The sequence below is a fragment of the Paraburkholderia sp. RHO2 genome, assembly GCF_050955445.1.
Classification (GTDB): Bacteria; Actinomycetota; Actinomycetes; order Mycobacteriales; family Mycobacteriaceae; genus Prescottella; species Prescottella agglutinans_A.
Window position 1 is genome coordinate 4,851,485 of record NZ_CP162617.1, and the last position, 15,357, is coordinate 4,866,841.

Sequence of the window (15,357 nt, forward strand, 5' to 3'; positions counted from 1 at the left end):
TGGTGCCGCGGTCTCGTATTCGAGAAAATGACGCGGCACTCCGGCCGATCGGCCGGGGCCGAAAGGGGACGTTTCGATGTCGACGAGTCGGATCAAGTCCGCGGAGCGGGTGCTCGACGTGCTCGACCTGCTGGCCCGGCGGGGCATGCCCATGGCGGCGACGGAGATCTCGAGCGCGCTCGACCTGCCCAAGAGCACCACGCACCACCTGCTCAACGTGATGCGGGACCGGCGCTTCGTCTCCTACTGGCCCGATCAGCGGGCGTGGACGCTCGGCGTCTCCGCGTTCGAGGTGGGCGCGTCGTACATGCGCTCCGGTCCGCTGCACCGCGAGGGGCAGCGTCACATGGTGGCGCTCACCCAGGCCGCGGACGAGACGTCGCACCTGGCGGTGCTGCAGGGCACCGACGTGATCTACCTGGACAAGCGTGAGCCGCTGAAGCCGGGCGTCCGGCTGGTGACGGAGGTGGGCACGCGCCTGCCGGCCCATCTCACGGCTGTCGGACGCGCGATCCTCGCTCGCCTCGATCCCGAACAGCTCAGCGCGCTGTACGCCGGCTACAGCTGGCCGACGCGCACCGGCGAGGGCCCCACGTCGCTCGACGAGCTGCGGGCCCTGCTGAAGGCGGACCGCGAACTGGGGTACGCGGTGGAGCGCGATTCGACCACCAACGGCGTCACCTGCATCGCCTGCCCCGTGGTGACACGGGAGGGACGTCCCGTCGCCGCGCTGGGCGTCGCCTACCTGACCGGTGCGCGTTCCGACGCGGAGATCGGCGAGCTGGCCCAGCTGGTCGCGGAGGCGGCCGCGCACTTCTCCGACAGCCTGAGCGATCGCATGGTCGAGGCGTCGACGGAGTCCTGAGCCCGCCGTCCGGCACGCCGTTTCCCGGCAAACCTCAACCCGACTCTTGTCTTACATACGAGACTATGGTCTCGTATACGAGACCACTTCCTGCGTCACGGCCGCCGCTCCCCCTCCGGCGGCCGAACCGTTCACGCCCCGGAGCTCCCATGACCCTCACCGCCCAGTCCACCGTTGCCGACTTCGTCGACGTCGGTCTCGGACCCGTCACCATCCAGGACGTCGTCGACGTCGCGCGCCGCGGCCACGGTGTGCGCCTCACCGACGACGCCCTCGCCGAGATCGCCCGCTCGCGCAGTCGGATCGAGGACCTCGCCGCCGACCCGCGGCCGGTGTACGGCGTCTCGACGGGCTTCGGCGCGCTCGCCACCCGCCACATTCCACAGGAGCTGCGGACCCAGTTGCAGCGCAGCCTGGTCCGATCGCACGCGGCCGGATCCGGACCCGAGGTGGAGCGCGAGGTCGTGCGGGCGCTGATGCTGCTGCGCCTGTCCACGCTCGCGACCGGACGCACGGGTGTGCGCCCCGAGGTGGCGCAGGCCTACGCCGACCTGCTCACCACCGGCATCACTCCGGTGGTCCACGAGTTCGGCAGCCTCGGCTGCTCCGGCGACCTCGCACCGCTCGCACACGTCGCGCTCGCCGTCACCGGCGAGGGCACGGTCCGCACCGCCGACGGCCGACTGCTCGACGCCTCCGTCGCGCTGGCCGAGCACGGCCTCAGCCCCGTCGTCCTCGCCGAGAAGGAGGGGCTGGCCCTCATCAACGGAACCGACGGCATGCTGGGCCAGCTCGCGCTGGCCGTCACCGATCTCGACCACCTGCTCAAGCTGGCCGACGTCGCCGCCGCGATGAGCGTCGAGGGCCTGCTGGGCACCGACCGCGTGTTCGCGGCGGACCTGCAGGCGCTGCGCCCGCATCCCGGCCAGGCCGCCGCGGCCGCCAACATGGCTCGGCTGCTGGCCGATTCGCCGATCGTCGCGAGCCACGCCGGTCCCGACGACACCCGCGTGCAGGACGCCTACTCGCTGCGCTGCGCGCCGCAGGTCGCGGGCGGCGCGCGCGACACCGTCGAGCACGCCCGCACGGTGGCGCTGCGCGAACTCGCTGCTGCCGTAGACAATCCCGTCGTCACGCTCGACGGACGGGTGGAGTCCAACGGCAACTTCCACGGGGCTCCGGTCGCGTATGTCCTCGACTTCCTCGCGATCGTCGCGGCCGACGTCGCGAGCATCAGCGAGCGCCGCACCGACCGGTTCCTCGACGTCGCCCGCAGCCACGGCCTGCCGCCGTTCCTCGCCGACGACCCCGGCGTGGACAGCGGCCTGATGATCGCGCAGTACACTCAGGCCGCGATTGTCTCCGAGCTCAAGCGGCTGGCGGCGCCGGCCAGTGTCGACTCGATTCCGTCCTCCGCGATGCAGGAGGACCACGTCTCGATGGGCTGGTCCGGCGCCCGGAAGCTGCGCCGCGCGGTGGACGGACTCACCCGGGTTCTCGCCATCGAGATCCTCACCGCGGCACGCGGAATCGACCTGCGCGCCCCGCTGCAGCCCGCGCCGGGAACGGGCGCGGTGGTCCGCGCCGTCCGCGAGCGCGTGGCGGGCCCCGGCATCGACCGGTTCCTCTCGCCGGAGATCGAGCAGGTGGTCGCGCTCGCGGCGTCGGGCGCGCTGGTCGCCGCCGCGGAGCACGCGATCGGGGCCCTGCAGTGACCCGTCCGATCGCCCTGCCCCGACCCCGGCCCGAGATCGACGCGCTGCCCACGTATTCGAGGGCCTCGGGCGCGGCGACGGTCCGCTGGCGCGCGTCGAGCAACGAATCCACCATCGCCCCCTCCCCCGCCGTCGTCGAGGCGATCGCCCGCGTCGGCGCCCACGGGCACCTGTACCCGACGCTGTTCGCCGACGACCTGGTCGCCGCCCTCGCCGAGCGACTGTCCGTGCCCGCGGACGCGGTGCTGACGGGCGCCGGGTCGCTGGCCCTCCTGCAGCAGGTCCTCACGGCGTTCACCGGACCCGGCACCGAGGTGGTGCACGCGTGGCGCAGCTACGAGGCGTACCCGATTCTCATCGGAATCGCGGGCGCCACAGCCGTTCCCGTCCCCCTCGACGGGCAGCACCGGCACGATGTCGACGCCATGATCGCGGCGGTGACACCCCGCACCCGCGCGGTGCTGGTGTGCAACCCGAACAACCCGACGGGCACCGAACTCACCGAGAGCGAGGTGCGACGGTTGCTGGACGGCGTGCCGTCGCACGTGCTGGTGGTCCTCGACGAGGCCTACCGCGAGTTCGCCACCGAGGGCGTCGACGGCGTGGCACTGTTGCGGGAGTACCCGAATGTCGTGGTGCTGCGGACGTTCTCGAAGGCGTACGGTCTGGCCGGTCTGCGGGTGGGCTACGCGATCGCGGACTCCGCCGTCGCCGCCCCGCTGCACGCCGCCGCGCCGCCGTTCGGTCTGAGTTCGGTCGCGGAGGCCGCGGCATGCGCTGCGCTCGCCGACTCCGGGCACACCGACCGGATCGTGGAGTCGGTACACTCGGGACGCCGACACCTCCGATCGGGACTCGCCGCCCGGGGAATCGAAACCCCTTCCAGCGGAGGAAACTTCGTCTGGATTCCGGTGGGCGAGCGGGCCACGGCACTCGACGCGGCCTGCGTGGCGCACGGAGTGTCTGTCCGCACGTTCCCCGGCGAGGGCGTGCGGGTGACCGTCGGCGACCGCGACGCCGAGGAGGCGGTCCTCGCCGCCGTCGAGGAATTCACCGGGTAACCCACCGCTCACCGACCACGACGTCCGACCGATACCACGAAGGAACACCGCATGTCCCTCACCGCACTGGCCGACGCCCTCGGCTCGAGTCGACTCGTGACCGATCCCGACGTCATGGCCGCGTACACCCGGGACGAGGCGCACCTCGCGGAGCCCGGCCGCCCCCTCGCCGTGTTGATCGCGGACAGCACCGACGATGTCGCGGCGGCCATGAAATGGGCCACCGCCCATCGGGTTCCGGTGGTCCCCCGCGGCGCGGGCAGCGGTCTGGCGGGCGGCGCCACCGCGATCGACGGCTGCCTCGTGGTGTCCACCGCGGCGATGCGTCGCATCGTCGAACTGAACGCGGCCGACCAGCTCGCGGTGGTGCAGGCCGGTGTGGTGAACGCCGATCTCGACCGGGCGGCCGCCGAGCACGGGCTGATGTACGCCCCCGATCCGAGCAGCTTCCAGATCTCCACGATCGGCGGGAACATCGCCACCAACGCCGGTGGGCTGCGCTGCGTCAAGTACGGCGTCACCAGGGACTCGGTACTCGGCCTCGAGGTGGTGCTGGTCGACGGCCGCGTCCTGCGGACCGGCCATCGGACCGTCAAGGGCGTCGCCGGCTACGACCTCACCGGTCTGCTGGTGGGCTCGGAGGGCACCCTGGGCATCGTCACGAGCGCGACCGTCCGCCTGCGCCCGCGGCCGCGCCGGGAGCCGGCGACGATCGTCGGCAGCTTCGGCTCGCTGCGCGCGGCCGCGGACGCCGTCGCCGCCGTGGTGCGCGCCGGGATCGGACCGAGCCTGCTGGAACTGATCGACCGCGCCACGCTGACGGCCATCGACGAGTGGAAGCGCATCGGCCTCGAGTCCGGCACCGAGGCGATGCTCATCGCGCAGGCCGACGGGCCGGACGCCGACGAGGCCGCCGCGGCGATCGAACGGCACTTCACCGCCGCGGGCGCCGACTTCGTCGCGGTCTCCCAGGACCCCGCCGAGTCGGCGCAACTGCTCGAGATCCGCCGGCTGGCGTACCCGGCGGCCGAGCGACTCGGCCAGTGCCTGGTCGAGGACGTCGGCGTGCCGCGCTCGCGGCTGCCCGAGATGGTCGAATCGATCGAGGAGATCTCGCGACGCCACGGGGTGACGGTCATGACGGTCGCGCACGCCGGCGACGGCAACGTGCACCCGACGTTCGTGTTCGATCGGCTCGCGGACGGCTCGGTCCCGAACGCCGTGTGGGCCGCCGCCGACGAGGTGTTCCGACGCGCTCTCGAACTCGGTGGCACCCTGACAGGTGAGCACGGCGTCGGCGTGCTGAAGCGGCGCTGGATGGCGCTGGAAGTGGGAGAGGCGGGTTTGGACATCCATCGCGCGGTGAAGGCCGCGTTCGATCCGTTCGGTCTGATGAACCCGGGGAAGGGCTTCTGACCGCGACCAGGCGAAACAATCCGGAGACAAGCCGAATGTTGACAGACCTGTATATACAGGCCTATACATTTTGCACTGATATGGCGTGATCCAGCGCACAAGCACGAAGAAGGTGGGCATCACCCCCGGATGTCGACCCCGCCGCACGGTGGGATCAACGCAGAAAGAACAGGCTTCATGACACACGACGGCAGCACATCCGAGGTGCTCCTCACCCCCGAGCGACGCACCATCGACGTCGTCCCCGACAACGAGCGCCACGGCACTCCTCGTAGCCAGTTCACGCTGTGGTTCGGCGCGAACATGCAGATCACGGCTGTCGTCGACGGCGCGCTGGCCGTCGTCTTCGGCGCCGACGCGCTGTGGGCCATCCTGGGCCTGCTGATCGGCAACGTCTTCGGCGGCGCCGTCATGGCGCTCCACTCGGCGCAGGGCCCCCGTATGGGTCTGCCGCAGATGATCTCGAGCCGCGCCCAGTTCGGCGTCAAGGGTGCGGTCATCCCGCTCATCCTCGTGATCTTGATGTACCTCGGCTTCGCCGCCACCGGTTCGGTCCTGGCCGGCCAGGCCGTCAGCAAGGTGCTCGGCATCGACAACGCCACGGTCGGCATCGTGATCTTCGGGTTGCTCACGGCGTTCGTCGCCGTCACCGGCTACAAGATGATCCACGTCGTCGGCCGCATCGCGACCATCGTCGGCGTCATCGGCTTCACGTACCTCGCCGTCCGACTGTTCCTGGAGTACGACGTCGCGAACTACGTCGGCACCGTCGACTTCGACATGGTGACCTTCCTGCTGGCGATCTCCCTCGGCGCCGGATGGCAGCTCACGTTCGGCCCCTACGTGGCCGACTACTCCCGCTACCTGCCGCGTGAGACCAGCGAGCGCACCACGTTCTGGTCGACCTTCCTCGGCAGCGTCGTCGGATCGCAGTGGTCGATGACGTTCGGCGCGCTCACCGCCGCCGTCGCGGGTGACGCGTTCCTCGGTAACCAGGTCGGCTTCATGGGCGACCTCGCCGGCCCCGCGATCATCGCGTTCCTGATCTACCTGGTGATCGTGGTCGGCAAGCTGACCGTCAACGTCCTCAACGCGTACGGCGGATTCATGTCGATCCTCACCACCGTCACCGCATTCGACGGCCGGTCGCAGATCTCGACCAAGGCCCGCACGGCGTACATCCTGGGCTTCACCGTCGTCTCGATGTTCATCGCGATCGCGGCGAGCGCCGACTTCCTGGCCAACTTCAAGAACTTCGTCCTGGTGCTGCTCATGGTGTTCACGCCGTGGAGCGCGATCAACCTGATCGACTACTACCTGATCTCGAAGGAACGCATCGACATCCCGGCGCTCTACGACCCGAAGGGCCGCTACGGAGCCTGGAACGTCCCGGCGCTGATCGTCTACTTCGTCGGCGTGGTCGCCCAGATCCCGTTCCTGGCGCAGAAGATGTACACCGGCCCGTTCACCGACATGCTCGGCGGCGCGGACATCTCGTGGATCGTCGGCATCGTGTTCACCGGCCTGATCTACTACCCGGTCGCCAAGCGGACGAACAACCCGCCCGCCGAGATGATCTACCCCGCCCACACCGCGATGGTCGACAGCCGGGTCTGAGCCCGGGCACCGACCACCGCACCCTCCACGACAGTCACCTAGGAGCCTCACGTGACCACGACCGGTCCCCGGACCACCGCACTGACGAACATCGGAACCCTCGTCACCAACGACCCCGCTCTGGGTGAGGGGGCGCTGGGTGTCCGACACGACGCAGCGGTCGTCTTCGAGGACGGCGTGGTCGCGTGGGTCGGTGACTCCGCGGACGCCCCGGCGGCCGACACCGGCCACGATCTCGGCGGCCGCGCCGTGCTGCCCGGCTTCGTCGAGAGCCACTCACACCTGGTGTTCGCGGGCGAGCGGGCCGAGGAGTTCGCCGCTCGCATGTCGGGCGAGAAGTACGCGGCCGGCGGCATCCGCACCACCATCGAGGCGACGCGGGCCGCGAGCGACGAGCAGCTGGCCGCGAACGTGCGCCGCCTGCTCGACGAATCGCTGCGTTCGGGCAGCACCACCGTCGAGATCAAGAGCGGTTACGGCCAGAGCACCCGGGACGAGCTGCGCAGTGTCCAGGTCGCGGGCCGGTTCACCGACGAGGTCACGCTGCTGGCCGCGCATGTCCCGCCGCCCGAGTACGCGGGCCGCGGCGACGAGTACGTCGCAATGGCCATCGACGAGATGATCCCGGCGTGCGCCCCGCACGCGAAGTGGATCGACGTGTTCTGCGAGCGCGGCGCGTTCACCCTCGAGCAGTCCCGCGCCGTCCTCACCGCCGGCGTCGCGCATGGCCTGATCCCCCGTGTGCACGGCAACCAGCTCGGTGAGGGGCCCGGCGTGCAGCTGGCCGTCGAGATGGGCGCGGCCTCGGTGGACCACGTCACCTACGTCACCGACGCCGACATCGACGCGCTCGCCGGCAGCAACACTGTCGCGACACTGCTCCCGGGCGCGGACTTCTCCACCCGCAACCAGTACCCCGGCGCCCGCGCGCTGATCGACGCCGGTGTCACGGTCGCGTTGGGTGCGGACTGCAACCCCGGCACGTGCTACACCACCAGCCTGCCGTTCTGCATCGCCATCGCTGTCCGCGACATGCACATGACGCCGGCCGAGGCCGTGTGGGCGGCTACCGCGGGCGGTGCGAAGGCGCTGCGCCGCGACGACGTGGGCAGCCTGCGGATCGGCGCCCGGGCCGACGCGATCGCCCTCGACGCGCCGTCGTACCTGCACCTCGCCTACCGTCCGGGCGTGCCGCTGATCCGCGAGGTGTTCAAGGACGGCGTCCTCGCGACGACCACGAACTGATCGAGGGAACAGGCATCTGACATGACGAACCACATCGACGTCGACATCGCGCCCCGGCCGTGGTCGGGCCGCACCGACGGCACCGGATCCGAGCACCTCCGCTGGCACCAGGCCGTCACGCCGTACCGCCCGGGCACGGGCGCCGGCACGGTCCTGATCGGATTCGCGAGCGACGAGGGTGTGCGCCGCAACAAGGGACGCCAGGGTGCCTCCGCCGGCCCCGACGCGCTCCGCAAGGCGCTGTCCTCGATGGCTCTGGAGAACGAGACGACGCTGTTCGACGCGGGCACCGTCGCCGTGACCGGCGACCGGCTCGAGGCCGGCCAGGAGGCGCTCGGCGCCGCCGTGACGACCGCGCTCGATGCCGGACGACTGGCAGTCGTCCTCGGCGGTGGCCACGAAGTGGCCTACGGCACCTACCTGGGCGTCGCCGGATCGCAGCTGCGACAGCAGCATCCGCGTCTCGGCATCCTCAACCTCGACGCCCACTTCGACCTGCGCAGCGACCCGATCCCGAGTTCCGGCACGCCGTTCCGGCAGATCGCCGAGGACGAGGATGCCGCGGGCACGAGCCACCGCTACGACGTGATCGGGATCAGCCAGCCGAGCAACACCAACGCCTTGTTCGAGACCGCGCACCGACTCGGCGTGCGGTACCTGTTGGACGAGCACTGCGGCGTGGTCGATCGCGAGCGGGTCGACGAGTTCGTCAACACGTTCCTCGACGACGTCGACCTGGTGTACCTGACGATCGACCTGGACGTCCTGCCCGCCGCCGTCGCCCCCGGCGTGAGCGCACCCGCGGCCTACGGTGTCCCGGTCGAGATCATCCAGCGGGTGTGCGATCTGGTGAGCGTGAGCGGCAAGCTCGCGGTTGTCGACGTCGCCGAGCTGAACCCGGCGCTCGATGTCGACAATCGGACCGCGCGAACCGCGGCACGGCTCATCCACCGCATCGTCGCCGGGCACGTTCCGCCGACGGCCTGACTCAGGACTGTCACCGCTCGAGTCGATATTCCCCCTCCCCTGTAGCCGGCGCCCTCTTCCTGGGTGCCGGCTACAGCGGTTCCAGGGAGCTGTGCGGTTGTCGGTCGTGCCGTCGTCGCGGTCAAGCCGCGTGCGGTCCGGCGCGATAGTTGGAGGGAATGGGTTTCTTGTAGGGGTCGACAGAGCTGGGTGGTGTGAACCACGGCTGTCGGTCTGCGCCTATCTGCACTTCCCAGTGGCTGTGGTGGAGAAGCCTGTGGTGGTAGCGGCAGAGTAGGACGAGGTTGTCGAGGTCGGTGGGTCCGCCGTCGGCCCAGTGCTTTACGTGGTGACCTTCACAGTGAGCGGGCGGCGCTCCGCATCCGGGGAAGGCGCAGCCGTGGTCGCGGGCGATCAGGGCTCGTCGCTGCTTCTTGGACACGGTTCGGCTGGCGCGGCCCAGGTTGAGGGGAACTCCGTCGTCCATGACGATCGGGGTGAGGTGGCAGTCGCAGGCGATGCGTCTTGCGGTCGCGATGGTCAGTGGCCCCATGTGTGGCATGCGTGCGATCGCCGAACAGGTCCGACTCTCCGTCCGAGTCGATGAGCTCGTGATCGGTCTCGGTGTGCGCGAGGTCTTGCGCATTCACATGCAGTGACAGGTGGGGTCGTTCGCCGCCTTCGATGGGTGCGTCGCCGGAGTCGAGGTAGCGGCGCAGGATCTCGGCGAACGCGTCGGCGCGCCGCTGAGCCGGGTTGCGGACGTCGGCTTGGGCGTCCACCGGGTTGCGCGGTTTGGTCAGCGAGGACAGCGCCGTCAGCAGCATTTCGCCGGTCACGGCATCGAGATCGCCTTTGACTGCAACCCGCCCGTTCAACGTCTTCGACGCGTGGAATTCGTTGCGGTCGGCATCCTCGCTCGGCGGGAGTTCGTCGGATTCGAAGATCCGCTCGAGCCGGGCGATGCAGGTGCGGACGGCCATGGTGGTCGCGGCCGGCCCGGCGGCGTTGTCCAGCAACACTTTCCGGCACGAATCGAGTGCCCCGTTCGGCATGCCGCGCGGCGGTGTCTCGCAGAACTTGCCGACCAGCGCTGCGTGGTCGCCGGAAACGGTGCCGGCGTTGAACGCGTCGGCGATCTGGGGTTGCCGATCGAGCATGCGGCCCAGTGCGAGGATCCGTGCGGCGGCCGGCACTTCCAGCAGGGTGTTGGCGGCCAACCACTGTTTGATGCTGCGAAACCCGAGGGCGTCGAACGAGACTGCGCGCTTGTCGACTTCGGCGACCATCGCGACCCGCAACGCTTCCAAGCGTTCGATCTCGCGGGAGACGTCGATGGTGTTCTGCAGCAACGAGTTCTCGGCGAGAAGACGCACGTCGTCGGGCCGCAGCGCGGTGGCTGCGATGCCCGAACTGTTGAGTCCCCCCGGATTCATACCGCAAAGTCTAGTTCGAACTTATGTTCGAGTCAATGGTTTTCTCGTGCGTCAGACTTTCCGGCAGGGGCCCGGCGTTTACGATCCGCGGCAAAGGCCGGAAGGGGTGGGCGCATGGCGAGGTCACGGCGAACGAAGATCCCGGTCGAGGTGAAGATGCGGGTGGTGCTGGCGGTGCTGTCCGGGGAGATGTCCGGTGCCGAGGCCGCCCGCCGGCACGGGGTGCCGGACATGTCGGTATCGAAGTGGAAGCAGCAGTTCCTCGACGTCGGCCGACAACGGCTCGAGGAACAACCCTCCGACCCGGCCGAGCAACGTCGAAAACCGGTCTGCAACGGTTCCTGAGCGACATAGCCCTACTCGTGTCGCTGGCGTTGGCTCACTTGGTGAAGGAGTGAGAGGCCGCCGGCGGGAGCGGTTTGATCCTTGGTGGTCAGCCTGGCGTATCCCATTGCGAGTGCTGCCGCCGGAACGGCTGTCACCGCAAGCATCATCGCTACTCCGCCCACCGTCACGAAGGCCAGAATGGCGCCGACAGTGAGCGCAGCCACCGCGCCCCACACCACGCTTCGCTGCGGGACAACCACCGGCACCGCACACAGGACCGCCGGAGCCAGCAATGCCGCGACATACCCGGAACCGCCGCGGTCGATCAGGGACTCGCCGCATCTGGCCGGGTCGTAACCCGGATCGATCTCGCAGCCCGTGAATTCTGACATTGGCCAGGACGCCAATGTTGTCGCGATCAACCCGAGACTGCCCACCCCGAGAGCAAGAAGCAACCATACGAGCCTGATGTTCCGCATAGGAGGAGCGTGCCAGCGGACCACGATCAGTCGATGCTGACACTCCGCCGCGTCGATATCCACCCGAACTGTCGCGACTTCCGGCCAGAGTCTTGACGCAAGACAGGCTTTCTTGTCAGACAGACCATCCCACCGAATTCCTGGACGCGCCCGTCGGCCGCCGTCGATCGCGCGACGATGTTCGCCGCGCGATCGACGGGGCTCTCGTCGGGGGTCCTAGAGCCAGCGCGGGGGCTGCAGCTCGGTACCGGCGGTGAGCCCGCTCGCGCCGCGGCCGGAGGCCCACCGGACCACGGCCGCGAGCGGACCGGCGACCGTGTCGATGATCGGTGGACCGTCCTCCACGACGACGAACCGGCGGTCGCCGACCTCGAGGACCAGGCCCGCGCCCTCCCCCTTGCGTCGCCACATCCCGACGATGTCGTCGAGCAGGGAGTCGAGCACCACGTCCGGGAAGTCCTCGAAACGCCCACCGTTGCCGAGGTCGACGGCGTGGATCCACACCTCACGGCTGCGCATCCAGGCCGTCTCCGACGCCGGGACCATCCGCCCCTGCGCGGTCCTCACCTCGGCGCCCCACGCATCGGCGGGCAAATTCCGCCACTTCTCGTCGAGCCGGTTCGCGGTGTGGGTGAACAGGTTTCGCAACGATCCGACGCTGAGCGTGGCGCCCTCGTCGATCTCCCGGGCCCGGGCCTCCATCGACTCGTACATCGGCGTCTCCACGCCCGTCGCCGCCCAGTCCACGAGTCGGCACAGCGCCGCGCCGTTGTAGGCAACGTGCGCCACGAGGTGCCGTCTGGTCCACCCGTCGAGCAGGCTGGGCCCGTCGAACTCTTCGTCCGCCAGCACCGCGAGCCGCTGCGCGAAGTACGCGGTGCCTTCCCGCGCGATGTCCAGCCGCCCGGCCAGGTCCAGATCGTTGAAAGCCACGAGCGCTCCTACTCGACGACGGTCTTGTTGCGCACCGAACCGAGTCCCTCGATGCTCACCTCGACCGTATCGCCGTTGCCGATGTAGCGCGCAGGCTTGCGCGCATGGCCCACACCGCCCGTGGTCCCGGTGATGATGACGTCACCGGGCTGCAGGGTGACGATGTGCGAGATGTACTCGACGAGCTTCGCCGGGGTGAACACCAGGTCGTCGGTGGTGGCCGACTGCATGAGCTCGCCTTCGAGCCGGGTCTCGATCCTCGTGCCGAGCCGGTAGTCGGTGTCGAGGACCGGGCCGAAGCCGCTGGTCTTCTCGAACGTCTTGCCCTGGTCCCACTGCAGCGTGCGGTACTGGTAGTCGCGCATCGTGTAGTCGTTGATCACCGAGTAGCCGGCGATGTACGCGTCCGCGTCGGCCTCGGACACCTGATACGCCGGCGTGCCGATGACGACGGCCAGCTCGGCCTCCCAGTCCAGCTGCGACGCCGCGTACGCGGGCACGATCACGTCGTCGTACGCGCCGGTCAGCGCCTCCTTGAACTTCGAGAACAGAGTCGGGTACTCGGGCAGCTCCCGCCCCATCTCCTTGATGTGGGTGCCGTAGTTGAGACCCACGCACACGATCTTCCCGGGGTTCGGCACCACCGGAGCGTAGTCGGCATCGGCCAGGTCGACGACAGCGCCCGACGCCTCCTCGGCGACCGTCTTCCAGTCGGGGTCGTTCAGCAGCGCCGACAGATCCCGGTATCCGTCGACGACGGTCGCGGAGGTGTCGGAGTCGACGCGGACAGCCGCGGTACCGCCGTCGAGGCGCAGAGTGGCGAGACGCATGAGGGGTCAGGCTCCTTCGGAGATATGGGTGCGATGAAAGTGCAGGCGCTCCACGATCGGAGCATCCGAGAAGGCGAACAGGTCTATGCCGCCGCCGGTTTCGAGGTTCCACGGCACCCACGAGGGAACGACGATCATGTCGCCCTTCGCGACGTCGTGGGCCCGGTCACCGAGGTGGAAGCGACCTTCACCCTCGAAGACCTGGAAAACCGTTCCACCGACGTCCCGGCGGGTGCGGGTCGAGGCGCCCGGGCGCAGCCGGTGGAACTCGGCGCGGATCGTCGGCATCACGTCGCCGCCCGTCGTCGGGTTGGTGTACCGCACGGCGGCGTGGCCGGGTTCGGTCGTGGCCGGGTACCCCTCGTCCTCGAGCGCGAGTTGCTCGTGCAGCGCGGCGTCGGTGTGCTCCCAGCGGTAGCAGGCGATGGGCGAACTGATCCGAGCGTCGACGCCGACCAGCGGCCGCAGGCCCGGATGTGCCCAGAGTCGCTCCGAGCGTGAGATGTCCGGCGTCGACATGTCGGTCACCCCGTCGGCACCGAACTCGAAGAACCCGGTGTCGGTGTAGTTCACGAACGGGATGTCGAGTCCGTCGATCCACGCCATCGGATGATCGGTCTCGTTGTGGTGACCGTGGAAGGCCCAGCCGGGTGTCAGCAGGAAGTCCCCACGGCGCATCGCCACCGGGTCACCGTCGACGACCGTCCACACGCCCTCTCCCTCGACGACGAAACGGAATGCGTTCTGCGAGTGCCGGTGTTCCGGCGCGGTTTCACGTGGACCCAGGTACTGGATCGCCGCCCACAGGGTCGGTGTCACGTACGGGACGCCGCCCAGTCCCGGGTTGGCCAGCGCGATCGCCCGGCGCTCGCCGCCGCGCCCGACGGGTACGAGGTCACCGGCTCGCTGGGCCAGCGGGTACAGCGTGGACCACTTCCACACGAAGGGAACAGCTTTCGACGTGGGCGCCAGCGGCATCAGATCACCGAGCTGCGTCCACAGCGGATTCAGATTCTCGGTCGCGAAGTCGGCGTAGAGCTGGTCCAGGGCGGGATCGGGTGTTTCTGCGGCAGTCATCGACTCTCCTCGTGAGCACTCGCGTTCGACATCCGCATCAACGTACGGAGGCGCCACCACGGAACCCCACCCAATTCTGCTCTGCGGAACTTGCGCCGATTACTGCGCAAAGCGGCCTGCGGGGCTGCGCTTCGCGCATAGTTCCGACGTCTTCGCCCTGCCTACCGTGCCTGCACCCCCACCGAACCGCCGGCCGACGACACGGCCGGTGCCCTGTCCCCCCGCAGAGGAGAACGACATGTCCACCCCGACGATGAGCTACGACGAGCTGCTCGAGGCCCGCCGCGCCAGCGGCGTCGCGATGTTCAACGACAACCGGATGAAGCTCGGCATCTTCGGCTCGAACGTCAGCCACGGGCTCATGGCGACGCACGCCGAGACCACGTACGAACTGACGTGGGAGCACGGCAAGAAGATCGCGCAGCTGGCCGACCGCCTCGGCTTCGAGGCGATGCTGCCGGTCGCCCGATACCGCGGCATGGGCGGCGAGACGAACTTCAACGGCTCCAACTACGAGACCCACGCGTGGGCGGCCGGCATCGCCGAGGCGACCGAGAACATCATGGTGTTCACCACGATTCACGTGCCGACCAAGCACCCGATCGTGGCTGCGAAGGAGTCGGTCACCGTCGACCACATCTCCGGTGGCCGGCACGGACTCAACATGACCATGGGTTGGTACAAGGCCGAGATGGAGATGTTCGGCGGCACCCAGCGTGAGCACGACGTCCGGTACCGCTACGGATCCGAGTGGATCGAGGTCGTCAAGCGGATGTGGACCGAGGGTGAGGGTGTGAACTTCACCGGCGAGTTCTTCGAGATCAAGGACGCGTTCTCCTCCCCCAAGCCGATCCAGCAGCCGTACCCCGTGCTGGTGAACGCCGGCAACTCCCCCGCCGGTCTCGAATTCTGCGCCCGTGAATGCGATTTCAACTTCATCGCGTTCTCCGACCCCGCCGAGGCGAAGGACACCGCGTCCCGGGTGCGCGGCATCGCCCGCGAGCAGGGCAGCGATCTCGGCATCCTCAGCTACGGGAACATCATCTGCCGCGACACCGAGAAGGAGACCAAGCAGCTTCTCGACCACATCCTCGAGCAGGGCGACTGGGACGTCGCCCGGCAGGTGTCCGGTGGCCTGGGTTCCGAGAGCGGCTCCTTCGACAAGATCAAGGCCATGCAGGAGCGGTTCATCCTCGGCTACGGCGGCTACCCGCTCATCGGCACGCCCGAGCAGATCGTCGACCAGCTCCTCGAGCTCGAGCAGGCCGGCGTCGGCGGCATGATGGTCGGCTTCCTCGACTACGTCCAGGAACTGGAGTACTTCGGCGAGCGGGTGCTGCCGCTCATGCGCGAAGCCGGCCTGCGTCAGTGACCCGAAAGCGGTTGTGAC

Annotated in this window: 14 protein-coding genes and 1 pseudogene; 9 read left to right on the forward strand and 6 right to left on the reverse strand. The window is 69.1% G+C overall.

Features of this window, described 5'->3' with window-relative positions; translation table 11 throughout:
• Positions 1 to 76: 76 nt before the first annotated feature.
• From ABTV10_RS22610 to hutG, 7 genes are all read left to right on the forward strand, one after another.
• Positions 77 to 865 (forward strand): IclR family transcriptional regulator, encoded by a 789-nt coding sequence (locus ABTV10_RS22610; RefSeq protein ID WP_433607769.1) that lies wholly within the window; start codon positions 77 to 79, stop codon positions 863 to 865.
• A gap of 149 nt (positions 866 to 1,014) precedes the next feature.
• Entirely contained in the window at positions 1,015 to 2,580 is a 1,566-nt protein-coding gene (hutH, locus tag ABTV10_RS22615; protein ID WP_499030646.1) for a histidine ammonia-lyase, read from the forward strand.
• Complete coding sequence (locus ABTV10_RS22620; RefSeq protein ID WP_499030649.1) at positions 2,577 to 3,641, forward strand: histidinol-phosphate transaminase; 1,065 nt, start codon at positions 2,577 to 2,579, stop codon at positions 3,639 to 3,641. Before hutH ends, ABTV10_RS22620 begins: the two co-directional genes overlap by 4 nt.
• Positions 3,642 to 3,692: 51 nt before the next feature.
• Entirely contained in the window at positions 3,693 to 5,057 is a 1,365-nt protein-coding gene (locus tag ABTV10_RS22625) for an FAD-binding oxidoreductase (protein ID WP_499030651.1), read from the forward strand.
• Positions 5,058 to 5,234: 177 nt separating this feature from the next.
• Positions 5,235 to 6,674: a purine-cytosine permease family protein gene (locus tag ABTV10_RS22630; protein WP_433607777.1), complete on the forward strand. Its 1,440-nt coding sequence runs from the start codon at positions 5,235 to 5,237 to the stop codon at positions 6,672 to 6,674.
• Positions 6,675 to 6,725: 51 nt separating this feature from the next.
• Complete coding sequence (gene hutI / locus ABTV10_RS22635) at positions 6,726 to 7,919, forward strand: imidazolonepropionase (RefSeq protein ID WP_433607779.1); 1,194 nt, start codon at positions 6,726 to 6,728, stop codon at positions 7,917 to 7,919.
• 21 nt (positions 7,920 to 7,940) lie between these two features.
• The gene (gene hutG, locus ABTV10_RS22640) at positions 7,941 to 8,906 is read left to right on the forward strand and encodes a formimidoylglutamase (protein WP_499030654.1); all 966 of its coding nucleotides are present in this window, start codon (positions 7,941 to 7,943) and stop codon (positions 8,904 to 8,906) included.
• Between the two features lie 121 nt (positions 8,907 to 9,027).
• On the opposite strand, the gene ABTV10_RS22645 is transcribed toward hutG, so the two are convergent.
• Complete coding sequence (locus tag ABTV10_RS22645; protein WP_499035232.1) at positions 9,028 to 9,531, reverse strand: HNH endonuclease signature motif containing protein; 504 nt, start codon at positions 9,529 to 9,531, stop codon at positions 9,028 to 9,030.
• A pseudogene (locus tag ABTV10_RS22650) lies at positions 9,524 to 10,321 on the reverse strand (DUF222 domain-containing protein); the annotation flags it as partial. The pseudogene ABTV10_RS22650 and the gene ABTV10_RS22645, both read right to left, overlap by 8 nt.
• Before the next feature lie 114 nt (positions 10,322 to 10,435).
• Between ABTV10_RS22650 and ABTV10_RS22655 the strand changes: the two are divergent.
• Positions 10,436 to 10,666, forward strand: a complete 231-nt coding sequence (locus ABTV10_RS22655) for a transposase (protein ID WP_499030656.1) — start codon at positions 10,436 to 10,438, stop codon at positions 10,664 to 10,666.
• Between the two features lie 11 nt (positions 10,667 to 10,677).
• Here the strand turns inward: ABTV10_RS22655 and ABTV10_RS22660 are convergent, their stop codons facing one another.
• The 4 genes from ABTV10_RS22660 to ABTV10_RS22675 form a co-directional block, all read right to left on the reverse strand.
• Complete coding sequence (locus tag ABTV10_RS22660; protein WP_499030658.1) at positions 10,678 to 11,127, reverse strand: hypothetical protein; 450 nt, start codon at positions 11,125 to 11,127, stop codon at positions 10,678 to 10,680.
• A 216-nt stretch (positions 11,128 to 11,343) separates the two neighbouring features.
• Entirely contained in the window at positions 11,344 to 12,060 is a 717-nt protein-coding gene (locus ABTV10_RS22665; RefSeq protein ID WP_433607787.1) for a maleylpyruvate isomerase family mycothiol-dependent enzyme, read from the reverse strand.
• Between the two features lie 8 nt (positions 12,061 to 12,068).
• Positions 12,069 to 12,890, reverse strand: a complete 822-nt coding sequence (locus ABTV10_RS22670) for a fumarylacetoacetate hydrolase family protein (protein WP_499030661.1) — start codon at positions 12,888 to 12,890, stop codon at positions 12,069 to 12,071.
• A gap of 6 nt (positions 12,891 to 12,896) precedes the next feature.
• The gene (locus tag ABTV10_RS22675; RefSeq protein ID WP_499030664.1) at positions 12,897 to 13,967 is read right to left on the reverse strand and encodes a cupin domain-containing protein; all 1,071 of its coding nucleotides are present in this window, start codon (positions 13,965 to 13,967) and stop codon (positions 12,897 to 12,899) included.
• Positions 13,968 to 14,205: 238 nt separating this feature from the next.
• On the opposite strand from ABTV10_RS22675, the gene ABTV10_RS22680 reads away from it, so the two are divergent.
• Positions 14,206 to 15,339, forward strand: coding sequence for an LLM class flavin-dependent oxidoreductase (locus ABTV10_RS22680; protein ID WP_433607793.1), 1,134 nt, complete (start codon positions 14,206 to 14,208; stop codon positions 15,337 to 15,339).
• The last annotated feature ends 18 nt before the right edge of the window (positions 15,340 to 15,357 follow it).